The organism is Halorubellus litoreus, assembly GCF_055378595.1.
The window spans coordinates 545,456-567,057 of the sequence record NZ_AP043834.1; the positions used below are offsets into that span (position 1 = coordinate 545,456).

Consider the following 21,602-nt stretch of genomic DNA (forward strand, 5'->3'; position numbering starts at 1 on the left):
GTATTCACAACACTTATGCGATTACGAACGGTGTTTGTGAACAACAGTGCTTCCTACAACGTTGAGCGAGGAGGACGAGGTACAGAACTACGTGGACGGGGCATGGCAGACGCCATCGAGCGCGGACGGGCAAGCGGTCGTCAACCCGGCGACACGTGAAGAACTGGCGTATCTGCCCTTCAGTGACGAGGACGACCTCGACGCTGCCGTCGAGACGAGCAACGAGGCCTTCGAGGACTGGCGGCACACCGCCGTCGAGGAGCGCGTTCAGCCGTTGTTCCGCCTGAAGGAACTGCTCGACGAGCACATCGAGGAACTCACCGAGCTCCTCGTGATGGAGCACGGGAAGACGCGAGCGGAGGCTCGCGGCGAGATCCGCCGGGGCATCCAGAACGTCGAGACCGCCTGTGGCATCCCCACGATGATGCAGGCGGGGAACCTCCCGAACGCCGCACCGAACATCGACGAGACGGCAGTGCGCGAACCGATCGGGACGTTCGTCGGCATCACGCCGTTCAACTTCCCCGTCATGATCTCGCTGTGGTTCCTCCCGCACGCCGTCGCCACTGGGAACAGCTTCATCCTCAAACCCAGCGAGCAGGATCCCCTCGTCACGCAGCGCATCTTCGAGCTCGTCGACGAGGCCGGGTTCCCGGACGGCGTCGTCCAGCTCGTCAACGGCGGCCCCGACACCGTGAACGCGATGCTCGAGCACGACGGCATCGAGGGCGTCTCGTTCGTCGGGAGCACGCCGATCGCGCGGCACATCTACGAGACCGCCGCAGAGCACGGCAAGCGCGTGCAGGCCCAGGGCGGTGCGAAGAACCACATCATCGTCACGGAGAGCGCGGACGTCGAGTACGCCGCAGAGAAGACCGTCGCGTCGGCGTGCGCGTGCGCCGGCGAGCGCTGTCTATCGAACGACGTGATGGTCGTCGAGGAGAGCGTCTACGACGAGTTCGCCGCGGAACTGGCCGCGCAGACCCGCGAGCAGACGGTCGGGTACGGGCTCGACGACGGCGTCGACATCGGCGCCATCATCAGCGACGACCACCTCGAGACCGTGCGCGGGTACGTCGAGTCTGGCATCGAGGAGGGCGCGGAGCTCCTCGTCGACGGCCGCGACGTCACCGTCGACGACTACGACGGCACCTTCATCGGCCCGACGCTGTTCGGCGAGGTGACGCCCGACATGACGATCGCTCGCGAGGAGCACTTCGGGCCCATCATGGGGCTCGTCCGCGTCGCGGACTTCGACGAGGCGGTCGACGTCGTGAACCGGAGCGACTTCGGGAACGCCGCGAGCCTCTTCACCGACAGCGGCCACAAGGCGAATCGCTTCAAGCACGAGGTCGAGGCCGGGAACCTCGGCGTCAACCTCGGCACCGCCGCGCCGATGGCGTACTTCTCGTTCGGCGGCCGGAAGGACTCGTTCTTCGGTGACCTGCACGCGCAGGGCCAGGACATGATCAACTTCTACACCGACAAGATGAGTTACCTCGAACGCTGGCCGGACCAGTCCTGAGCGTCAGGACGCGTCGAGTTCCTCGATCAGGTCCCAGTCCAGGTCGACGCCCAGTCCGGGGCCATCGGGTGGACTGACCGCGCCGTCTTCGGCGACGACCGGTTTCTCCAGCAGGAAGTCCCTGGACTCGGGCGTCCAGCCCGGCGGGTCGAGGGGGTACTCGCACCAGCGCGCGCCCGTCGCGGCGAGCAGGTGGAGGTTCGCGACGAACCCGAGGCCGTCGTTCCACGTGTGCGGCGCGAACTCGAGCCCGTGCGTGTCCGCCATCGCAGCGACCTTCTTCCCGCCGCTGATGCCCGTCGCCAGCACCGCGTCGGGTTGCAGGACGTCGAGCGACCCCTGCTTGATGAACTCTCGGAAGTGATGGACGCCGTTGTTGAACTCGCCGCCCGCGATCGGGACGTCGGTCTTCTCGCGCAACCGCGCCAGGCCCTCGTAGTTCCGGCGGTCGAGGGGCTCCTCGAGCCACCCGACGTTCCCGATCTCTTCCAGTTCGCGGGCGACCGAGAGCGCGTCGTCGAACGACCACGGTTCGACGTCGACCATCGGGACGCTCCAGCCCATGTTCGCGTCCATCATCAGCGTCAGGTCGGGGTACGCCTCGCGGATCCGTCGCGCCACCTCGAGATCCGGCGCGGGGTCGTCGCCGTGACAGCGGAGCTTCACCGCCTCGAACCCCTCGCTGACGCGGTCCTCGACGTACGCCAGGCGCTCGTCGACGCCCTGGCGCTCACCGGTCGACGCGTACGCCGGAATCGGGTCACCGCTTCCACCGAGTAGCTCGTAGATCGGTTTGCCGGCGTCCTTGCCGACGATGTCCCAGAGCGCGACCTCGAAGTGCCACGGCCGCGGCCCCCACAGGTTCAGCGGGTCGAGCTTCTCGACGAGCGACTCGATCTCGCGGGGGTCCTCGCCCACGAGGAACATCTCGGCGAGTTCGAGGTAGTCCATCCGGCCGGCGAAGCCGGACGCGGTCGCGACCCCCGAGATGCCGGCGTCGGTCTCGAGTTCGAACAGGAGAACCTCGTGCTCCGTCTGTTCGAACCCCGGTTTCCACGCAGGCTGGAAACTATCGGCCATGTCGTACTGCAGGTGATACTGGTTGACGTCCGTTATCTCCATGCTCGTCAAGACGTGCCAGCCCTGGTACGTTAAGGATTCACCAACACATGTCCGGGCCGCGGCCGTGCCACGCCCCATGGTTTGAACCGGGGGACATGTTCAGCAGAACCCCGATTGCCCGTCCGCCCCTCGAGTTCCTCATGGAAACGGAGACGGAAAGCCGAACGTACGACCTTCTAATCGACGGAGAGCTCGTTCCTGCAGCGGCAGGCGAGCGATTTCAGACGCTGAACCCCGCGACGGAGGAGGCGGTTGGAGCGGTCGCCCGGGCGCGCGAAGCGGACGTCGACCGAGCCGTGACCGCCGCGAACGACGCCTTCGACGACTGGTCGTCGACCCCGCCCCAGGAGCGGGGCCGGTTGCTCGACGACCTCGCTGAGGCGATCCGCGCCCAACAGGAGAGCCTGGCGTTGCTGGAGACGCGCGACAACGGCAAACCGCTCTCGCACGCTCGCGCCGACGTGGAGACCTGTGCGCGCTACTTCGAGTACTACGCGGGCGTCGCCGACAAGGTCCACGGCGATTCGATCCCCCTCACCGACGACTACGTCGACTACACGGTCCGGGAACCCCTCGGGGTGACCGCGCAGATCATCCCGTGGAACCTCCCGACGAACATCTTCGGCCGAAGCGTCGCGCCCGCACTGGCGACGGGGAACACGGCCGTCGTCAAACCCGCCGAGCAGACGCCGCTGACCGCCGTCGAGATCGGCCGGCTCGCCACCGAGGTCGGCATCCCCGACGGCGTCCTCAACGTCGTGCCGGGGTTCGGCGCGGAAGCAGGCGCGCCCCTTTCGGCGCACCCAGACGTCGACGGCGTGAGCTTCACCGGGTCGGTCCCCACCGGTATCGAGGTCGGGAAGTCGGCCCTCGAGAACGTCACCAACGTCCACCTCGAACTCGGCGGGAAGAGCCCCAACGTCGTCTGGCCGGACGCGGATATCGATAGCGCGGTCGACAGCACGATGACGGGGATCTTCGCGAACGCCGGCCAGGTCTGCTCCGCCGGGTCGAGACTCCTCGTTCACGAGGACGTCAAGGACGAGTTCCTCGACGTCCTCACCGACCGCATCGAGGAGATGACGCTCGACAACGGCGAGACCGACCCCGACATGGGGCCGCTCGTCTCCGAGGAGCACTTCGAGAAGGTCACGAACTACCTCGAGATCGGGCGAGCGGAAGCGGGCGAGCCACTCGTCGGCGGCGACGCCCTCGACCGCGACGGGTACTTCGTCGAACCGACGGTGTTCACGGGCGTCGACAACGACATGCGTATCGCCCAGGAGGAGATCTTCGGACCTGTTCTCTCTGTCATCGAGTTCAGTACCGAAGCCGAGGCGATCGAGCTCGCGAACGACGTCGACTATGGGCTCGTCGCCGGCATACACACCCAGAACATGGGTCGCGCGCACCGCTTCGCTCGCGACGTCCGCGCGGGGCAGGTCTACATCAACGAATGGTTCGCGGGCGGCGAGGAGACGCCGTTCGGCGGCTTCAAGGAGAGCGGGTTCGGTCGCGAAAAGGGGCTCGCTGCGGTCGACGCGTACACGCAGGTCAAGAACGTCTGCGCGGACATCTCGCCGAAGTAATCCCTCTCGCTTCGGTCCCGAGGTCGCTCGCCGTCTCGCCGTGACCATCGAACCGCGTCCCGGTGCGGGTATAAAAACGCGGAACCATGTTCGCCTCAAGTAGTATGGGACCACGTGGCATTCGTCTGTAGTGATGAGCGTCGACGTTGCCAAACGGTACTTCGAACTGATGGACAGTGCGGACGCGGGAACAGACGACGTCATGGAACTGTACGGTGAGGATCCAGTCGTTCACTCCTCGCGGGCGGGCGTCGTCCGCGGTCTGGCGGACATCCGCCAGTTCTACGACGACAACGCCGAGTTCTTCACCGGCGGCGAACACCACATGACGAACTTCCATCAGGACGGGAGTACTGTCATCTGTGAGGGGTATCTCGACGGCGAGACCACCGTCGGGCGCGAAGCGAACGGCGTCCCGCTGTGCGACGTGATGGAGTTCAACGACGACGACGAGATCGTCGCCTTCCGCGCCTACCTCGACTACCGCGGCTACGTGGACGAACTCCCGGCGGACGTCCCCAACGTCCGCGCAGAGGCAGAATGAGCACCGACTCAAGCGGACCGAGCGCCGACGGCGAGACCGGGCACCTCGTCTACCTCGACGGGCCGAGAGACGTCGAATTCCGCGAGTACCCGGTCCCGGAACCCGACCCGAACGCCGTCGTGACGGAGGTCGTCCGCTCGAACGTCTGCGGGTCCGAACTCCACGTCTGGAAGGGCGACCACCCGCTCAAGGACTGCGTACTCGGCCACGAGGCCGTCTGTCGCATCAGCGACCTCGGCGAGAACGTCGAGACCGACAGCGCCGGGACCCCCGTGGCGGAAGGCGACCTGGTCGCCCCGGTCTACTTCCAGACGTGCCAGTCCTGTGAGTATTGTCGACGAGGCGAGTTCTACGCGTGCGACAACGACTACGAACACACCGGGAAGTCGCCGGAGATCTGGCCGCACTTCCACGCGCCCTGGGGAACGCACTACTACATCTACCCGGACAACCACTTCTACAAGCTCCCCGAGGAACTCGAGGCCAACCCCAACGTCGCCGCCGCCGCGAACTGCGCGCTCTCGCAGGTGCTGTTCGGTATCGAGGAGGTCGGCGTGGACTACAACGATACCGTCGTCGTCCAGGGCGCGGGCGGGCTGGGCCTCAACGCGACGGTCGTCGCGAACGAGTTCGGTGCGGAGACCATCGTCATCGACGGTGTCGACGAGCGCCTCGACCAGGCCGAGGCCTTCGGAGCGGACCACGTCATCGACTTCCGCGAACTCGACTCCGTCGAGGCACGCAGCGCCCGCGTCGACGAGATCACGGACGGCGTCGGCGCCGACGTCGCCATCGAGGTCGCGGGCGTCCCCGAAGCGTTCGTCGAAGGCATCGAACTGCTCCGGAAGGGCGGGCGCTACCTGGAGATGGGGAACGTCCGCCCCGGCCACGAAGTCGACTTCGACCCTGGGAAGCTCACGCGGAAGTCCATCGACATCACGACCGCCGTCGAGTACGACCCGTGGGTGCTCTACGACGCGCTCGAACTCCTCGCGAACACCATCGACGACTACCCCTACGAGCAGCTCATCGACGCCGAGTTCTCGCTCGAGGACATCGACGACGCGCTCGAAGCCTCCGAACGGCGCGAACTGACGCGGGCAACACTCATCCCGTCGCGGTGACGATGTGGACTGACGCCCGATGAACGACCTCGACCGGAACTCCGATTCGAGAGATCGATGTTAACCGCGAAGCTAAGCGTCCGATACGAGGACGACTGGACCAGTAGCCTCGCCGCGTACGACGTCTCCGGCGAGTTCCTCGCGTCGACGTTCCGCGACCGCCGGTACTTCGGACTGCTGGCGCTGGAGGTCGCCGAGGACGACTACGACGACGTCGTCGAGACCATCCGAGAACACGAATCGACGACGTCCATCGACGTCCTCGAGCGGTACTCCATCGGCGGGGTCGACCGGCTCTCGGCGACCCTCTTCATCCGCAGTCAGCACTTCGAGTACACGCCCCTCCAGCTGTTGCTGCACGAGGGATTCATCCCACTCGGTGGGTTCGGCGAGTTGCGTAATGGGAAAGAAAGCTTCGACCTTCTATTGACAACGCGGGAGGATTTGTCCGAGGCTGTCAGTCTGCTGGAGCGCTTCGGCCCGGTCAAGATCGAGTACGTCTCGTCGGACTTCCAGCGCCAGATTACGCCGAGCGTCACGGAGTGGAGCGAGGTGTTCGAGACCATCACCCCGCGTCGTCGCATGGTGCTCAACAAGGCCTTGGAAGCGGGCTACTTCGATATCCCACGCGGGAGCACGCTTCAGGAGATCGCAGACGACCTCGGAATCGCCAAGACCACGGCGTCACAGCATCTCAGGAAAGCGGAACAGCACATCATGGAGTTCTTCATCCAGTACGTGAACATCGCGGTCGCGAACGACGAGTGAGGACGGGCGCGCTGTCGCCCTCGACTCGCACTGACCGCCGTGTTGGTTCCGAAGCACAATCGAAAGCCGCCCAACCATAAGAATACATATATACGAATGTATCTGATACTATCTCGGTCGCGTCGTTGCTCCCGTGCGATGTGGCCGGATGGGACTCGGAGTCCGTCTTCTCGCTCAGCGGGTCGAGGTGCTCCGTGCTGCGGCGGCGAGTGCGAGCGTTATCCACGCAAGTAGGGCGACGACGACAACCGGTACCGAAACCGCGGTCGCGCCGAGCGCCCCTGCTGCGCCACTTGCGCTGGGGACGCCGGCCATCCCGAGGACGCGCAGGCAGTCCGCTGGGTTCGCGGCGACGAGCGCCGCGAGTGCGCTCGCGGGCAGGTCGAGGACGACGACCGCGGTGAGCGAGACCACGTCGTGGACGAGGACGAACCACGCCCACGCGAGGAGCACGCCACCGAGTGCGCTCGCCTTCTCGCCCGCCACGGTCGACACCAGCACCGCTATCGCGAGGAACGCGACGCCCGCGAGGACGGCCGCGGCGACCGTCGGCAGGAACGCGTTCACGGCGTCGAGGCCGCCGACGCGGTAGAGCGCGGCGCCACCGAACGCGTACCCGATGCAGACCGCGCCGGTGAACGTGAGCGCGCGACCGGCGAAGGCGCCGACGACGACGGTCCAGCGCGGGACCGGGAGCGCGTACAGTACGTCGAGCTCGCCGCGGGTCGCAGGGCCGACGACGGTCGCGTACCCGAACGCGAGCGCGGCGAGCGGGACGACGTACGTCGACAACGCGGCGACGGACGCGACGACCGCCGGAACCGTGCTCGCGCCGGCACCGCTCGCGCCGTACTGCACGACGCCGACGGTGAACGCCGCGAACAGCGCCGCGAGCCCGACCGGCCACCGCGACCGCGCCGCGACGCGATATTCGCGGCGCGCGAACCCCACGACCGCTTCGCGGCGCGACGCGGCCCGTCCCGTCGACGCTGTGCGTTCGCTCGCCTCTCGCCCCGTCAGCGGTCGTTCCGTCTCGGAGGCGGCACCGTCGTCGCGGACGCGCCGCGACGCGAGCGCTCGGCCGACGCCGGTGTCCGGCACCTCGCCGACACCCCCATCGGGTCGCGGGCCGCGGGCGTCGGACTCGCCGCCGCCCCGCGTCGGCTCGTCATCTGGAGCGGTCACGCACGATCACCTCCGTTCGTCGTCGCGACTGCGGGGTCGTCGACCATCGCAGCGTCGTCGACCGCGGCCGCGAACGCGTCCTCGAGCCCTGGCTCCTCGACCTCGAACCCGTCGAGCGCGGCGGCGTCACGGGCCGCCGCAACGACGTCGAACGCGACCGCCCGGTGGCACTCGACGACGAGCGTACAGCCGCGGGACTCGACCGCGCCGTCCGACGGCGCGTCGGCTATCGCGTCCCTGACGGCGTCGTGGGCGGCGCGACGCGCGTCGCCGTCCACCGGCCGCAAGCGCACCTCGACGGCGTCGGCAGCGTCAGTCGCGAGGTCCGCGACCGACCCGCGCGCCTGCACCCGGCCGTCGTCGAGGACGACGACGCGCTCGCAGAGCCGGTCGACCTCGTCGAGGACGTGACTGGAGACGACGATGGTGGTGCTCGTGCGTTCGCGGATGCGGTCGACGACCCGATGCAGCGCCTCGACGCCGCGCGGGTCCAGCGCGGCGGTCGGTTCGTCCAGCAGGAGGACGGCCGGACGGCGGACGAGCGCGGTCCCGACCGCGAGCCGCTGGGTCATCCCGTTCGAGTATCCCTCGACGCGGCGGTCCGCGGCGTCGGCGAGGCCGACCGTCGCGAGCACGCGCTCGACGCGCTCCGCCCGGTCGTCGCCCGGGACGCCGCGGAGGCGCGCGTGCAGCTCGAGGACCTCACGGCCGGTGAGCCGCGGGTCGAACGCCGCGTCCTCGGGGACGAACCCGACGCGCTCGCGGAGCGCGGGCCCTTCGGTCGGTTCGCGCCCGGCGACCCGGACCGTCCCGTCGTCGGGCGTCGCGTGCCCGACGAGCAGGCGGAACAGCGTCGTCTTCCCAGCACCGTTCGTCCCGACGAGTCCGACCGTCGCTCCCTCGTCGACGGACATCGACGCGCCGTCGAGCGCCACCACGTCGCCGTACGCCTTCGTGACGTTCCTAATCTCGATCATAGTATCGCCTCCAGTCGTGAACCGGCGTCGCGAGCGGTCGTTCGTCGACCACGCCCGGCGAGCGGACGAGCGGCACCTGGCTCTCCGCGAGCTCGAGCACGCCGACCGCGGGCGAGCGCGCGAACACCGCGACGAGCGGGTGCTCGCGCGCCAGGCTGTCGACGAGTCCCTCGGGTCGATGCCGGACCTCGCTCACGCCGTCGTCGTCGACGTCACGCACGGTCGCGTCCGCCCAGTAGTTCCCCGCGGACTCGTTCCAGACGACGTGTTCGCCGACGTCCGCCAGCACCGGGTCGCGGTTGTCGACGAACGAGTTGTGATGCACGCGCTCGTCCGTGCTGCCCGCCGAGAGGTGCACGCCGACGTCGTTCGCGAGCACGAGGTTGTACGCGAGCTCGTTGTGCAGCGAGTTGTACACGAACAGGCCCCTGTCGTTCCCCACGAGGTGATTCCCGGTGATGGTGGAGTCGTCGATGGACTTCACCATCAGGCCGTGCCCCGACCGCCCGGTGTTGTTCACGGCGGTGTTGTTCGCGATGACGAGGTCCTCGCTGACCATGAGCGCGTACCCGACGTCGTTCCCGAACGCGGCGTTCTCCCTGAGGACGCAGTCGTCGCTGTACATGTAGTGGACGCCGTACCGGAGGTCCCAGAGCGCGTTCCCGGTCGCGACCACGTCGCTCGCCCACGAGTAGTAGATGCCGTCGCGAGCGTCCGTGATGCGGTTGTCGCGGACGCGAGCGTCCTCGGCGCGCCAGAGCTGGATCCCGTTCCCGCGTTCGGCGCGGTCGGCGACCTGGTCGCGGCCGACGATGGTCGTGTTCGCGACCACGGCGCCGCTCGTGCCGTCGACCCAGACGCCGAACGTGGTTTCGGTGACGCGACTGTCGCGGACGACGACGTCGTCGCCCGCTATCCAGACGCCGGCGTCGTTCCCGGCGGCGTCGCGCCCCGAGTTCCGGACCCAGAGCCGCGAGACCGTGACGTCGTCGGCCTCGATGGTGAGCACGTCACCGCTCCCGTGGCCGTCGACGACCCCCCAACCGCCGTCGGCGCTCCGTATCGTCACGTTCGGCGTCGTGACGGTGACGTTCCCCTCGACGACGCCGTCCACGACGACGGTCGCCCCCGGCGTCGCGGCGTCGAGCGCGGCCGCGAGCGTCTCGAAGCGCTCGCCGTCGACGCGGACCTCGCCGTCGCGCGTCGGCGGGTCGAAGTCCACGTCGCGCTCCTCGACGGGCGCGTCGTACGCGAGCGGCGGATGGCTCGCCGCTCGGTCCTCGACGCCACCGGTCGCCATCTGGGGGGCCCCGCTCGCGCCCGTCACGGCCGGCGCGACCGCGCCGACGACGACGAGCGCCGCGACCGCGACGACCGCGGCGACCGCGAACCCGCGTTCGACCAGGACGTCGACGGGGGGAACGCGAGCGGCGATGCTCCACGAGGGCATCTCAGTCACCTCCGACGCCACCGCGACCGCCGCGGTCCCGTCCCGGTGCGCCATCGGCGTCGCGCGGACGACGCCCCGTCGGGCGCTCGACGCGTTCGGGATCTTCGCCGTCGCCGAAGCCGTCGACGGCGACCGGTTCGTCGCCGCTGCCCGGAGCGCGACCGTCGGCCGAGCTGTCGCTCCCGGGTGCCTCGGGCGGGTAGTCGACGACCGGCAGGAGCTTCAGCGTGCCCAGGACGGGGCGTGCGGTGCCGGCGGCGACGACGAGGTCGCGGGGCGTCGCCGTCGAATCGCGATAGCGGTACGCGAGCACGAGCACGGCGATGGCGACCATCGAGAGGTACGCGCCGAGCCCGAACCGCGAGTAGCTCGTGATGTTCGCCACGGAGTACTGGCCGAACAGCGGCGGCGTGAACCCGTCGACGCCCATCACGGGCGCGTTCGGGTCCAGCGAATGCCCGACCTGGTAGAGCCGGTACTGGATGTCCGCGACCATCGCGCCGAACACGCCGACCGTCCCGACGACCTGCGCGAGCAGGCCCGCGCGGAGCTTGCGCTCGGTCGGCGCCACCGCGACGAAGACGCCGGCGAGCGCGCACCCGACGAACGCGACGGGCCCGAGCGACCACTCCGGGACGCGGACCGCGTTCTCGTGCACCTCGAAGTTCGGCTCGACGAGCACCGGGTCCGGGTAGTAGAACCCGATGTACTTGTTCAATCGCGCCATCTCCACGTAGTCGCCCGCGACGTGGGGGTACGCGAACAGTTCCACTCGCAGCACGGTGTTGGGGTACTGGACGGCGTGCACCTCGATGGTCCACATCGGGAACGCGAGCGCGCCGACGAACAGCACCGCTGCGAGCACGCACAGCAGTCGTCTGAGTTCGAGGAACTCGTCGATGCTCGGGAGTTGCATGGGGAATCACCTCGTGGGGAGTTCGGTTCGCGCCGGACCGCTCCGGAGTGCGGCGGTCACGGCGGCGTGTGCCCGACCCGATCAGTGGTCGGGCGAGCGCGCTGGCGGCGAACGCGAGCGGTCAGTCGCGCGGTTCGACGAGCATCCGCGAGCGCATCTCCAGGTGGAGCGCGCTACAGAAGTACGTGCAGTAGATCCAGTACACGCCGGGTTCGTCGACCGTGAACGTCGCCTCGCGGGTGTCCTGGGGCGCGACCGCGACGTGCACGTCGTGCTCGGGGACCGCGACGCCGTGGACGATGTCCGCGACGCCCTCGATGTTCGTCACGGTCATCGTCACCTCGTCGCCCTCCTTCACGGTGAAGTCCGCGAGCCCGTACTCCGAGCGTTTCGCGGACAGCTTCACGTTCACCGACTCCTCGCCGGTGCGCTCCACGCCGCTCGCAGACTCGGTGACGAACTCGCCGTCGACGTCGGCCTTGTCGTACACGCGCTTCGGGCTGATCTTGTCCTTGTGCGCGAACACGCAGTCGTGGGGCTCGGGATACGCGGGATGGTCGGCGACGACCTCCATCTCCTTCTCGCCCTCGCCGATGTGGATGAGCTGGTCGTTGTCCGGATGGATGGGGCCGACGTTCAGGAAGCGGTCCTTCGAGAGCTTGTTCAGGCTGACGAGCCACTCGCCGTCCGGGTCCGTCGTCATCGCCTCCACCGCCTGGATGTGCCCCGGGTTGTAGTGGACGTCCTGCTTCTCGAGGATCGGTTCGGTCGACCCCGTCTCGGCCTCGACGGCCTTCTCGATGTCCCACTTCGCGACCTGCGAGTCGATGAACAGGCTCGTGTACGCGTGCCCGTTCCCGTCGAACGTCGTATGCAGCGGCCCGAGACCGACCTTCGGCCGACCCGCGACCGCATCCGCTGGGTCGTCCACCTCGCCCAACTTCTCGATGTCGAGCATCGTCACCGTCGGCGAGAGCTTCCCAGCGACGAACGCGTACTTCCCGTTCGGCCCGACCTCCACGCAGTGCGGGCTCTTCGGCGTCGGCACGTACCGAACGATCGGATTCGAGCCGCTATTGTGTGGCGACTCCTTCGTCCCGTCGACGATGGGGACGCCGTTGACTTCCTCGTCGTACTTGCCCTGCTCGACGAGTTTCTCGATAGCGGGGACGTCGAACGCCTTCACGTAGTCGCGGTCGTCGTGGGTCATCCCCGAGATGGTCACGGCCTCCTCGCTGTTGTACGCTGACGCGATAGCCCACCGACCGTCCTTGTCGGTGTCGAGGATGTCGAGGTTCCCGTCCACGCGCACCTGGAACTGCGTCTCCATGGACTCTGGGTCGATCGCGGAGAACAGCGACTCGTAGCTGTCTGGGCTGTCGAGGTCGCGACCGTCGTTGGGCAGGGGCGTCCGGAACTCGCCGTTCCCGAAGATGTACTCGGTGTCCGGACTCTGCACGGTGAACCCGTGAACGGCCTGCACGTTCGGGACGTCGAGGATGGCGTCCGTCTCGAAGTACTTCAGGTCGATGCGCGCGATGCGACCGTTCGCCTTGTCGTTCACGAACAGGTACTCGCCGTCGTAGTCGCCGCCGGTCTCCGACAGCGCCGGATGGTGGTTGTCGCCCCACGAGTACCCGCCGCCTTCCTCCAGCACCTGCTTTGACTGGTCGTCGAACCCGTAGCCCTTCGCCGGCTCGGGGTTGAACACCGGGATGCGGGTGAGGACGCGCATCGACGGGATGCCGATCACGCGTATCTCGCCGGAATGACCGCCCGACCAGAAGCCGTAGTACTCGTCGTGCTCGCCCGGCGGCACCTTGTGGTCGGCGGTCGACTTCCCGCCACCGCCGCTACTGGTCCCGGCGCCGCTACCGCCGGTGTCGGTGAGGCCGCCGACGCAGCCACCGAGCGCGGTCATCGCGCCCGTCGCCGCGCCCGCCTTCATGAAGTCCCGCCGGTCGAGTTGCAGCCCGGCGAGTTCGAGCGTCGGACTGTCGTCCGCGCCAGTCGGTTCCTCGACCTCCGCGAGCACGCTCTCGAGCTCGCGCTCGTGCTCGGCGACCACCTCGGTCGGGTCCGGCACGTCCAGGTCACCGGTCGATGCACCGTCACCGTCGTCGTCGAAGGATTGCGTCATCTCGAGTCACCTCACTTAGACGACCTTCACGTACCCGACCATCCCGTTCATCTCGTGGGGCACGCAGTAGTACTTGTACGTCCCTTTCGTCTCGAACGTGTACTCGTAGGACTCGCCCTTCGGAACGTTCCCCTCGTTGTCGTTATTGTAGCCGTCGACCGCGGCCTGCTGGGAGTCGAACCCGCCCGACGCGAAGTACGACGCGTCCTCGGGGATCTCGTCCTCGTACGCGGTGACGGTGTGCCCGATGTTCCCCGTGTTCTTCCACGTCACCGTCGTCCCCTGCTCCACCTCGATGCGCTTGGGCGCGTACTTCAGGCTCGCCGTCATGTCGACCGTACTCGTCTGCGTCCACTTCGACCCGGAGCCGTCGTCGTTCGACGACGTCGACCCGCCGTCTCCGCTATCCCCACCGTCGCCGCCATCACCGTCCCCGCCGGACGTCGACGTACTGGAACCGCTCGAACACCCGGCCACCGCGACGGCGGTACTCACCGCAGCCATACGAACGAAGTCGCGTCGACTCGGTCGGTCCATCATTCTGGGTTCCTCCACGAGACGACCTTACCGAGTGATACCCATAAGGGGAAGAGCGCGTTCCAACGCGGTGGACACGCGTGCGAACACGTTCGACGCCCACCCTCGTCCGACGCGACCCGACCTCGGAAAGCGAGTGGACGGACGCGCTCGCGAACCCGACTCGTTCGCACCACCCCGGCAGTTGCCGAGCCGATACTGGCCGCGACGCGACGACTGGCCCGCCGATACCTGCCCTTGCCATCGTTAGCTGTTCGTACCGAGACGGCGTCCTCCGGTAACTGGCGTATGTTGATGCGGGATGCTCGCCACAGTTGGACCGTCAAGCGAGCGAACCTCGGTGGGACGCTCGCTCGACGGATACTACAATGGTACGAGCATTCAAATCGAGCGACGAAGGCAAGAAAGTAATGACCGCCGACGGCGACATGGTCGGCACAGTCGACAAGATAGCCGGCGACGAGGCCCACGTGCGGGTCGACACCGGCCTCTCGGGGTCCATCCGGAGTAAACTCGGCTGGGAGGACGAGAACGAGACGGTGTACCCGCTCATGCACGACAACGTCGACAAGATACAGGGCGACGAGATACACCTCAAGTCCAGCTTCTGACGGCGACTCCGGTCGTCACGGTCGGACGACCACCGTCCGCGCAACCGCCCTCGGCCCTTCTCCCGTCCAGTCCAGTTCCACCCCCTCGTCAGTCGACGGTCCGCTCCACGTCCGTCAACTGGTCGGTGACGGCGTCGAGGTGGGCCAGTCCGACGACGGCGACGACCGTCCCCGACGTCCGAAGCGCGTCGACGTTCGCGGCCATCGTGGCCTCGCGCGCCTCGTCGAACAGCACGTCGCCGGCGGGACGCTCCAGGGCCCCGAGCAGCGACCGGCTCCGGGAGACGTGCGAGCGTTCGTGGGCCGCCTGGTCGACCGGGTCGTCCGCGGCGTCGACCGCGTACTCGCTCCCGTCGCCGTCGGGCCGACCACCCTCCGACCCGTACCGGACCGAGAGCGCGCGCCAGACGACGCGGCCGACGCCCTCGAGCGCCTCACGAACCGCGGACGCAGTGACCTCCCCGGAGGTGACTCGCGCCAGGAACGCGCGCCAGAACCGCCACGTGAACGTGTCGACGCCGACGACGTCCGCATCCGCCGCCGCCGCGTCGATGGCGGCGCTCATCTCGTCGACGCTGTCCACGGCCCGGCCGCCGTCGGCCACTGCGTGGCCGTCCTCGACGTCGCTCGCTCCGGCGGCGGGCGACTCGCTGCGAGCGGTCCGGCCCACGAAGTACGGGACCGCGAGATTCGGGAGTTCGAGCGCCAGTACGTCCGGAGCGGCTTCCGCGACGACGGACGCGACGCGGTGCGCGCTCGCCGGATGGTCGTGGACCACCCCGACCAGCACCACCGCACCGCGGCCGTCGGCCGCGGGCACCACCCGCCAGTAGTCGTCGTCGAGACGCGGGTCACCCGACGCCGCAAGTGCCTCGACGACTCGAGAGAGCCGTTCACCCATACCCTGAATTCAACCGTTGTAGCGCCCTCACGACGTTAAGCCTTTCCTAGGCGCCAATAACAGGTTTCTACGGTTACCGAACTGACCGCTCCCCCGGCGAACTTGCCGCTTCCCCCGCCGAACTGGCGGTACTCGTCCGGCCCGGGGTTTTCGGCGGCTCTCCGCCGCCTCACCACGAGTAGTGGTCTCCATCTGTGTGCTCCCGTCCGAACCCCGCCAGCACGCGGTCCCGACGCGACACCACTCGGTCCCGACGCGACACCACTCGGTCCCGACGCGACACCACTCGGTCGCTCCCCTCCGCGTGCCGTGGTACCGAGGCGACGACACACTGACGTGGAGGCGACGTGAACTCGGAGACGACGCGACCATCGCGGCCGCTCGCCGACGCGGCCCGTCGACGCCGTCGGCGGTGCCACGCCCCGGGCCGGCACGAGCAGGGTCGCGACGAGGTGATAGGACATGGAGTTCGACGAGCTCGACGTCGGGTACAGCGCCGAAGCCATCCGGGACTACGTCACCGACGCCGTCGCCGCGAAGGGAACCCGCCGCCAGCCGCGGTTCTACGCGATCGCCGGCAGTCACCTGTTCGGGTTCGCGGACGCCGACAGCGACGTCGACGTCCGCGGCGTGCACGTCGTCCCAGCCGAAGAGTACGCGTACCTCAGCGAGCCCCGTCCGGACGTGACGGTGAACGTGCACGGGACGACCGACGGCTTCGAGGCGTACGCCGACTGCGACCTGAAGAGCAACGAACTCAAGCACTTCGGCTCGCTGCTCGTCGACGCGAACTTCAACGTCGTCGAACTCGTCCTCGAAGCCCCCGTCGTGATGAACGGGATGCCCCTGGAGGTGGACGCGCTCCGCGCGCTCGTCCGCGAGCACCTCCCGATGAACGTCCCGCACGCGTACCTCGGGATGGCGAAGTCGAACTACTACAAGTACCTCGACCCCGGCAAGACCGAGGGCTACGACCCGAGCGCGAAGCGGTTCCTCCACGTCTACCGCGGCCTGCTCGGCGCGCAGTACGTCCTCGAGCACGAGGACGTCGAGGCCGACGTGCACGCGCTCGCCGACGCCGTCGACGCCGGTGACCCCGCGCTCGTCGACGACCTCGTCGCGCACAAACGCGACCCCGACGTCGACCACGTCCCCGATGGTCTCGAGGAGCGCGCTCGCGACGCCGTCGTCTCGCAGTTCAACGCGCTCGACCCGCTCCCCTCCGTCGACAAGCACGGATACCGGGACGCCATCGACGACTGGATGCGGAAGGTCCGGAACTGATCCCCTGCGGCGCGTCGACCGCCTTCACTGCCTCGCGCCGAACGCCTTCACGCGGTCCCGGTCCTCGCCGAAGCCATCGACCGACGCCCGGGCGGCATCGTCGATGGCCGGTTCAACCTCCTCACGACGGTTCGAACGCGTGCCGTCGTCCAGCGCAACCACCTCGAAGAATGAAAGCAGGGGACGCCGCGTCCCCGCGGTCACCGCGTCCGTCGGTATCGAACGCTCCGATCAGGCGACCGGATCACAGGATGTCCGCACAGCAGTTGATGATGTCACACGAGCACTCGAGGATACAGCAACCACAGATCTTCCCGATCGGTGCCGTGCAAACGCCCGCGCCGAGGCCGCAGCCACAACACAGGTCGACGCCGCAACCACAGCCCGAATCACAGCCGGCACCCTGCACGACGGCGGACTGGGAGTCCTCCGGCGGGAGTGCGTACCGCGCGAAGTTCGGGACACCGGAGATCCCGAGGTAGCTCGACATCGGCGTCAGGTCGGCTTCGTGCACGTTCCGCGCGAACGAGCGCTGCGTCTCGCGCAGGGAGTCACCGACGTCCTGGTAGACGTTGACCATCTCTCTGACGTTGTTCTTCCGATAGAACGTCTGGAGGCGCTCGACGCCCGTCACGTACGCTTCGATGTACTCGGAGACGGTCGCGTTCTCGAGGTCGGGGACCACGAAGTCGACCGTGGGGTAGGCGAGGTCGTGCTGGACCTTCGACGCCATCGTGGTTGCGATGTCCGCCTCGTCGCCCTCGAGGACGGCGGGGCCACGGCCGACGTTGATAGCGAGCTCGAAGCGCCGGCCGTCGACGACGGCGCTGTAGATGTCCATCTTCCCGGCGTCGTCGGCGACGTCCGTCTGGAGGCTCGCCGCACGCTGGATCCCGGGCTTGGCCTCGTTGATGTCGTACGTGGTCGAGACCTTGTCGATGCGGAGTTCCCCGCTGTCGCCGACGCGACGCTTTTCGAAGTTGGTCTCGTTGCTCGACCGCTTGAGGGATGCGGTCGACTTGCCGTCGCCCTTCGCCTTGGTTGCCTCGTCGAACGACGGCGGGCCGTGGATGAGGTCGGGTCGGTTCCGGATGGTCGTATCGAACCCGCCACGTCCGTTCTCCGTGACGGTTGCGACACGGACCTCCAGGTCGCGCGGCGGTCCCTGGCTGAGACGCTCCTTCTCTCTGGCGACTGCCGTCCCCGGCATCAGTGTCGCGGCGGCGGTCGCTGCTATCCCGGTGAAGGCGCGGCGAGAGAGCACGCCACTGCCAGACTCGGTGGTGTCGGCCGTCGCGGAGTGATCCTCGTCGCACGAGCAGTCATCGGACTGGTCTGCGAGGTACTTCAGGTCGAAGTACTTGCTCATGAGGCCGCCGAAGTCCCGAACTCCGGTTGCCTGCACGATCTTCGGGACCGCGCGTAGTCCCTTCGAGCAGGTGCCTCCGCTGACGAAGTAGAAGTCGTGGTCCGGGTCACCGGTGTAGTACTTCTCGAGAACGCCCTGCGCTTCGGGGCTCTCCAGGGGGAGGATGGAGATGTCCTCACCGGTCTTGTTGTTGATCTGCGATGCCAACTGCCGACAGATGTCGCACTTTCCGTCGTAGACGACGATGCCTTCGTTCGAACCTCGCACCGGATTCAGGTGTGTCTCGGCTTCTGACATGTCGGACCCACCAGATGCATAACGCTTCCACTATTTGTAATTTATTGATTATACCATGTTAAAAATGATTCGGGGACGGGACCGATTGAGAAAGATAAGATTCTAGAAATTAAAGCACGACTAGATTCTGAATATGCAACCAACGGGCTTCTAGAGCTATCTAGTATGTCTTTAGCGGAACGATTAAAAAATAACTAATCTGGCTTGTTCCTCTGCTTGCGGACACCAACTGCAAAAAATTTGGATACGGTATCAACGCAGAAGGAGTACCTAAATTCAAAAAATTATATTGGGCTGTCTATTCAGATATGCGAGCACTTCTTCCGTAGTTGGTACAGATAGTAACTCGACACGACCAGCGTGAGCCCGGGGATTGTTAAGCCATACAGCGCTCTCCGGACGAACGTCGAGCGGTCAGGTACCCACTCGGCGTCGGACCGCCCAGTATCCAGGGAGAGGATGTCCCGGTGCAGCGCGTACGGGAGCGATACGGTTGCCAGGAATATCAAGAGGACAGCAACGACACCCAGAACGAATATCGCATCGGTACCAGCCAGGGGAACGTCGACGTCAGCGAACCTATTCAGAATATATAACGACCCGGTTGCAATACCTATAAGGTAAGCAATTGGAACGAACCATATCACTTTCCTCCAGTGTGTTTCTTCCGGACTGGTATCTGACATAGGGGCAGCTAGATTTACATCATCCGTCCACAAATAATTTTGTCCGAGATCTGACTACCGGCCAGTGTACTGCGACGGTAACCCGACCAGCACGCCACGGTCGACCATCGCCAGTAGGCTACCCACCGGCGCATCACTCGCGAGAGAACCACTCTTCAGCGGGACCGCGAGGGTCAAAGCGGCGAGAACCTCTTCCGGAAACGGACCGTCAATTGGTGGGTCGTGGCGCTACCGGAGCTCTACGTCGCGTCTCCCGAGCGCGCCCAATTCGCTGACGTCCCGTCCAGCGAGAACTGCGTTGAGTTTCGCTGCCGCGGGCGATTCGCGGACGTCGGTGCGGTCGTAGTCCGCGTCGTCGAAGGCGTCGGTCGCCCAGCGCTTCCCGCGGAGGTTGAACTTCTGATGGTACGGTTCCGCGAGCGCGAACGAGTCGAGCGGCTCGACGCGCGTCTCCACCGACGGGACCTCGAGAGCGTCGAGCGCGTCCTCGATGGCCTCGCGCTCGCGCTCCCTCTCGAAGAACAGCACGTGGTGGTACTGGCGCTTCGCGGGCTGGCGCGTCGGGTCGTGCAGCCCGATCGCTTCGTCGACGAGCGCCGCGAACGTCGTCTCGCCGGGATCGTAGTCGACCTGAACGACCTCGCTGTGGTCACCGATTCGCTCGTAGGTCGGGTTCGGGTCGGTGCCGCCGGCGTACCCGACGCGCGTCCGGACGACGCCCGGGAGCGTACCGAACGCGGCGTCCGGGCCCCAGAAGCACCCGAGCGCCGCCGTGAACGTCCGCGTCTCACTCGGTGCGGGTGCTCGCTCGTCGTACGCCTGCACGTCCGCCGCAGTCCATCTGCTCACGCGCTCGGGTACGCGCCACGGACGCTTGAGGACTCGGTTCGGTCGACGCAAACGCGTTCCGGACGCGGTCCGTGCGAACGCGTCGCAGTCTCACGACACGCTCTTTACGGCGACGGCGAAAGGACGGGGCGAGAACGATGCCCATCGAGATCGACGGCGAGCACACGACCGCTCGCGTCATGGTCGACGACGAGTCGCTGCTCGAGGCGAACTGCCGCGAGCAGATACAGGAGCTCGTGGACCATCCCGCGTTCACCGAGCCGGTGCGCGTGATGCCTGACACGCACTGGGGCGCCGGCGCGCCCGTCGGGTTCACGATGCCGCTCGGCGAACGCATCGTCCCGAACGTCGTCGGCGTCGACGTCGGCTGCGGGATGGCCGCCGCGAACCTCGGCGACGACCTGCCGCTCGCGGACGCGGAACGCGAGCGTCGGGTCCGCGACGCCGTCCCGATGGGGCGCGAGGTACACGAGTACGACGACTCCGTGCATCTCGTCGACGAGTTTCCCTTCGACCGCGCGAACCGCGTGTTCGAGTCGTTCGACGACGCGTACGTCGAGCGGTTCGGGGAGCGCGTCGACCCGCTCGAGTTCGACTTCGACGGCTACGACGGCGACTACTTCGAGGGGCTCTGCCAGCGCGTGCTCTCCCGGAAACCCCAGGGGATGGGGTACGTCATCCGTGGCGTCGGGACGCTCGGCGGCGGGAATCACTTCGTGGAGTTCGCGCGCGAACGCGACGCCGGCGACCACTGGGTCGTCGTTCACTCCGGGTCGCGGTACCTCGGGCTCGCGGTCGCGGAGTACTGGCAGGAACGGGCGACCGAGCGCCGCGAGCACGCCGGCCTCCGCGACGGCATCGACGACGACCTCGTCCCGTACCTCAAGTTCGACCCCAGCGAGGTCTCCGACACCGACCTCTACGAGTGGCTGACCGGTGGGAAGGGCGAGTCCGCCATCCGGAAGGCGAAGGTCCGCGAGGAGTTCGACGGCAAGGCCATCGAGGAGACGTTCGACCGGCTCGCCGCACTCCGACCCGGGGAGACGGCGCCCGACGCGCCAGGCGACGACGCGGCCGGTGACGACGCGTCCGACGACGACGCGGTCGTTGCGGGCGACCGGAACGAGGCGCTCGATTACCTCGAGGGCCGCGAGGCCCACGGCTACTTCGTGGACATGCTGTTCGCCCAGCAGTACGCGCGGTGGAACCGCGAGGTCATGGTCGACGCCATCTGTGACGCGCTCGCGGTCGACCCCGTCGAGCGCTTCCAGTCCATCCACAACTACGTCGACTTCCGCGACCTCACCATCCGGAAGGGTGCGACGCCGGCCCGAGACGGTCAGCGCCTCCTCGTCCCGTTCAACATGGCCGACGGGTCGGTCATCGCTCGCGGGAAGGGCAACGACGAGTACCACCGGACCGCCCCCCACGGCGCCGGACGCGTCATGAGTCGCACGCGGGCGTTCGACGAGGTGTCGATGGACGAGTTCGCCGCCGCGATGGACGGCATCTACTCGGAGAGCGTCGTCGAGAGCGTCGCCGACGAGGCACCGATGGCGTACAAGTCCGCGGACGTCATCGCGGACGCGCTCGAACCCACGGCCGAGGTCGAGGCGCGCCTCGACGTGGTTCACAACCTCAAAGCGAAGGAGTGACCCGTCGATACCCTCCCACGGTCGTTCTCGGTGTCGATGCGTATCATTGAAACTGGTCCACGACCAACGGGCG

At 67.3% G+C, this 21,602-nt stretch carries 20 protein-coding genes; 8 read left to right on the forward strand and 12 right to left on the reverse strand.

The genetic code is table 11. The features are described from left to right. The first annotated feature begins 61 nt into the window (after positions 1 to 61). Complete coding sequence (locus ACZ48X_RS02435; protein WP_336351163.1) at positions 62 to 1,525, forward strand: CoA-acylating methylmalonate-semialdehyde dehydrogenase; 1,464 nt, start codon at positions 62 to 64, stop codon at positions 1,523 to 1,525. Between the two features lie 3 nt (positions 1,526 to 1,528). Here ACZ48X_RS02435 and ACZ48X_RS02440 read toward each other — a convergent pair whose 3' ends face one another. After that, entirely contained in the window at positions 1,529 to 2,647 is a 1,119-nt protein-coding gene (locus ACZ48X_RS02440; protein ID WP_336351162.1) for a mandelate racemase/muconate lactonizing enzyme family protein, read from the reverse strand. Between the two features lie 140 nt (positions 2,648 to 2,787). Here ACZ48X_RS02440 and ACZ48X_RS02445 point away from each other — a divergent pair, with 140 nt between their 5' ends. The 4 genes from ACZ48X_RS02445 (at position 2,788) to ACZ48X_RS02460 (ending at position 6,672) form a co-directional block, all read left to right on the forward strand. Next, entirely contained in the window at positions 2,788 to 4,236 is a 1,449-nt protein-coding gene (locus ACZ48X_RS02445) for an aldehyde dehydrogenase family protein (protein ID WP_336351161.1), read from the forward strand. Positions 4,237 to 4,369: 133 nt separating this feature from the next. Continuing rightward, positions 4,370 to 4,780 (forward strand): nuclear transport factor 2 family protein, encoded by a 411-nt coding sequence (locus ACZ48X_RS02450; RefSeq protein WP_336351160.1) that lies wholly within the window; start codon positions 4,370 to 4,372, stop codon positions 4,778 to 4,780. After that, a complete protein-coding gene (locus ACZ48X_RS02455) occupies positions 4,777 to 5,904 on the forward strand; it encodes a zinc-binding dehydrogenase (RefSeq protein ID WP_336351159.1) in 1,128 nt (375 codons plus the stop codon). Before ACZ48X_RS02450 ends, ACZ48X_RS02455 begins: the two co-directional genes overlap by 4 nt. A gap of 57 nt (positions 5,905 to 5,961) precedes the next feature. After that, positions 5,962 to 6,672, forward strand: a complete 711-nt coding sequence (locus tag ACZ48X_RS02460; protein WP_336351158.1) for a helix-turn-helix domain-containing protein — start codon at positions 5,962 to 5,964, stop codon at positions 6,670 to 6,672. A gap of 174 nt (positions 6,673 to 6,846) precedes the next feature. On the opposite strand, the gene ACZ48X_RS02465 is transcribed toward ACZ48X_RS02460, so the two are convergent. The 6 genes from ACZ48X_RS02465 to ACZ48X_RS02490 all read right to left on the reverse strand — a co-directional run bounded on the left by ACZ48X_RS02465 (position 6,847) and on the right by ACZ48X_RS02490 (position 13,844). Beyond that, complete coding sequence (locus ACZ48X_RS02465; protein WP_336351157.1) at positions 6,847 to 7,857, reverse strand: ABC transporter permease; 1,011 nt, start codon at positions 7,855 to 7,857, stop codon at positions 6,847 to 6,849. Beyond that, positions 7,854 to 8,834, reverse strand: a complete 981-nt coding sequence (locus tag ACZ48X_RS02470; protein ID WP_336351156.1) for an ABC transporter ATP-binding protein — start codon at positions 8,832 to 8,834, stop codon at positions 7,854 to 7,856. The genes ACZ48X_RS02465 and ACZ48X_RS02470 overlap by 4 nt, the downstream gene beginning before the upstream one ends. Beyond that, positions 8,821 to 10,284 (reverse strand): nitrous oxide reductase family maturation protein NosD, encoded by a 1,464-nt coding sequence (nosD, locus tag ACZ48X_RS02475; protein ID WP_379762705.1) that lies wholly within the window; start codon positions 10,282 to 10,284, stop codon positions 8,821 to 8,823. Before nosD ends, ACZ48X_RS02470 begins: the two co-directional genes overlap by 14 nt. Before the next feature lies 1 nt (position 10,285). Then, complete coding sequence (locus ACZ48X_RS02480; RefSeq protein ID WP_336351154.1) at positions 10,286 to 11,200, reverse strand: hypothetical protein; 915 nt, start codon at positions 11,198 to 11,200, stop codon at positions 10,286 to 10,288. A gap of 121 nt (positions 11,201 to 11,321) precedes the next feature. Next, positions 11,322 to 13,340, reverse strand: coding sequence for a TAT-dependent nitrous-oxide reductase (gene nosZ, locus ACZ48X_RS02485; RefSeq protein ID WP_336351153.1), 2,019 nt, complete (start codon positions 13,338 to 13,340; stop codon positions 11,322 to 11,324). Positions 13,341 to 13,355: 15 nt separating this feature from the next. Continuing rightward, entirely contained in the window at positions 13,356 to 13,844 is a 489-nt protein-coding gene (locus ACZ48X_RS02490; protein ID WP_464379796.1) for a plastocyanin/azurin family copper-binding protein, read from the reverse strand. Between the two features lie 443 nt (positions 13,845 to 14,287). Here ACZ48X_RS02490 and ACZ48X_RS02495 point away from each other — a divergent pair, with 443 nt between their 5' ends. Further along, the gene (locus ACZ48X_RS02495; RefSeq protein ID WP_336351152.1) at positions 14,288 to 14,488 is read left to right on the forward strand and encodes a hypothetical protein; all 201 of its coding nucleotides are present in this window, start codon (positions 14,288 to 14,290) and stop codon (positions 14,486 to 14,488) included. 88 nt (positions 14,489 to 14,576) lie between these two features. On the opposite strand, the gene ACZ48X_RS02500 is transcribed toward ACZ48X_RS02495, so the two are convergent. Continuing rightward, positions 14,577 to 15,389 (reverse strand): hypothetical protein, encoded by an 813-nt coding sequence (locus ACZ48X_RS02500; protein ID WP_336351151.1) that lies wholly within the window; start codon positions 15,387 to 15,389, stop codon positions 14,577 to 14,579. Between the two features lie 462 nt (positions 15,390 to 15,851). On the opposite strand from ACZ48X_RS02500, the gene ACZ48X_RS02505 reads away from it, so the two are divergent. Next, positions 15,852 to 16,673, forward strand: a complete 822-nt coding sequence (locus ACZ48X_RS02505) for a nucleotidyltransferase domain-containing protein (protein WP_336351150.1) — start codon at positions 15,852 to 15,854, stop codon at positions 16,671 to 16,673. A gap of 24 nt (positions 16,674 to 16,697) precedes the next feature. Here the strand turns inward: ACZ48X_RS02505 and ACZ48X_RS02510 are convergent, their stop codons facing one another. The 4 genes from ACZ48X_RS02510 to ACZ48X_RS02525 all read right to left on the reverse strand — a co-directional run bounded on the left by ACZ48X_RS02510 (position 16,698) and on the right by ACZ48X_RS02525 (position 19,874). Then, a complete protein-coding gene (locus tag ACZ48X_RS02510) occupies positions 16,698 to 16,877 on the reverse strand; it encodes a hypothetical protein (RefSeq protein WP_336351149.1) in 180 nt (59 codons plus the stop codon). A gap of 40 nt (positions 16,878 to 16,917) precedes the next feature. Next, entirely contained in the window at positions 16,918 to 18,339 is a 1,422-nt protein-coding gene (locus tag ACZ48X_RS02515) for a hypothetical protein (RefSeq protein ID WP_336351148.1), read from the reverse strand. A 302-nt stretch (positions 18,340 to 18,641) separates the two neighbouring features. Then, on the reverse strand, positions 18,642 to 19,025 hold the full coding sequence (locus ACZ48X_RS02520) for a hypothetical protein (RefSeq protein WP_336351147.1): 384 nt from the start codon (positions 19,023 to 19,025) through the stop codon (positions 18,642 to 18,644). A gap of 228 nt (positions 19,026 to 19,253) precedes the next feature. Continuing rightward, positions 19,254 to 19,874, reverse strand: a complete 621-nt coding sequence (locus tag ACZ48X_RS02525) for a peptide-methionine (S)-S-oxide reductase (protein WP_336351146.1) — start codon at positions 19,872 to 19,874, stop codon at positions 19,254 to 19,256. 137 nt (positions 19,875 to 20,011) lie between these two features. Between ACZ48X_RS02525 and ACZ48X_RS02530 the strand changes: the two genes are divergently transcribed. Further along, entirely contained in the window at positions 20,012 to 21,529 is a 1,518-nt protein-coding gene (locus ACZ48X_RS02530; protein ID WP_336351145.1) for an RtcB family protein, read from the forward strand. The last annotated feature ends 73 nt before the right edge of the window (positions 21,530 to 21,602 follow it).

Coding starts and splice junctions, on each gene's coding strand:
- ACZ48X_RS02515 (WP_336351148.1), bottom strand. CDS start 18,339: ATGTCAGAAGCCGAGACACACCTGAATCCGGTGCGAGGTTCGAACGAA.
- ACZ48X_RS02500 (WP_336351151.1), bottom strand. CDS start 15,389: ATGGGTGAACGGCTCTCTCGAGTCGTCGAGGCACTTGCGGCGTCGGGT.
- ACZ48X_RS02445 (WP_336351161.1), top strand. CDS start 2,788: ATGGAAACGGAGACGGAAAGCCGAACGTACGACCTTCTAATCGACGGA.
- ACZ48X_RS02530 (WP_336351145.1), top strand. CDS start 20,012: ATGCCCATCGAGATCGACGGCGAGCACACGACCGCTCGCGTCATGGTC.
- ACZ48X_RS02455 (WP_336351159.1), top strand. CDS start 4,777: ATGAGCACCGACTCAAGCGGACCGAGCGCCGACGGCGAGACCGGGCAC.
- ACZ48X_RS02440 (WP_336351162.1), bottom strand. CDS start 2,647: ATGGAGATAACGGACGTCAACCAGTATCACCTGCAGTACGACATGGCC.
- ACZ48X_RS02470 (WP_336351156.1), bottom strand. CDS start 8,834: ATGATCGAGATTAGGAACGTCACGAAGGCGTACGGCGACGTGGTGGCG.
- ACZ48X_RS02520 (WP_336351147.1), bottom strand. CDS start 19,025: ATGTCAGATACCAGTCCGGAAGAAACACACTGGAGGAAAGTGATATGG.
- ACZ48X_RS02490 (WP_464379796.1), bottom strand. CDS start 13,844: ATGGCTGCGGTGAGTACCGCCGTCGCGGTGGCCGGGTGTTCGAGCGGT.
- ACZ48X_RS02495 (WP_336351152.1), top strand. CDS start 14,288: ATGACCGCCGACGGCGACATGGTCGGCACAGTCGACAAGATAGCCGGC.
- nosZ (WP_336351153.1), bottom strand. CDS start 13,340: ATGACGCAATCCTTCGACGACGACGGTGACGGTGCATCGACCGGTGAC.
- ACZ48X_RS02480 (WP_336351154.1), bottom strand. CDS start 11,200: ATGCAACTCCCGAGCATCGACGAGTTCCTCGAACTCAGACGACTGCTG.
- ACZ48X_RS02505 (WP_336351150.1), top strand. CDS start 15,852: ATGGAGTTCGACGAGCTCGACGTCGGGTACAGCGCCGAAGCCATCCGG.
- ACZ48X_RS02460 (WP_336351158.1), top strand. CDS start 5,962: ATGTTAACCGCGAAGCTAAGCGTCCGATACGAGGACGACTGGACCAGT.
- ACZ48X_RS02450 (WP_336351160.1), top strand. CDS start 4,370: ATGAGCGTCGACGTTGCCAAACGGTACTTCGAACTGATGGACAGTGCG.
- nosD (WP_379762705.1), bottom strand. CDS start 10,284: ATGCCCTCGTGGAGCATCGCCGCTCGCGTTCCCCCCGTCGACGTCCTG.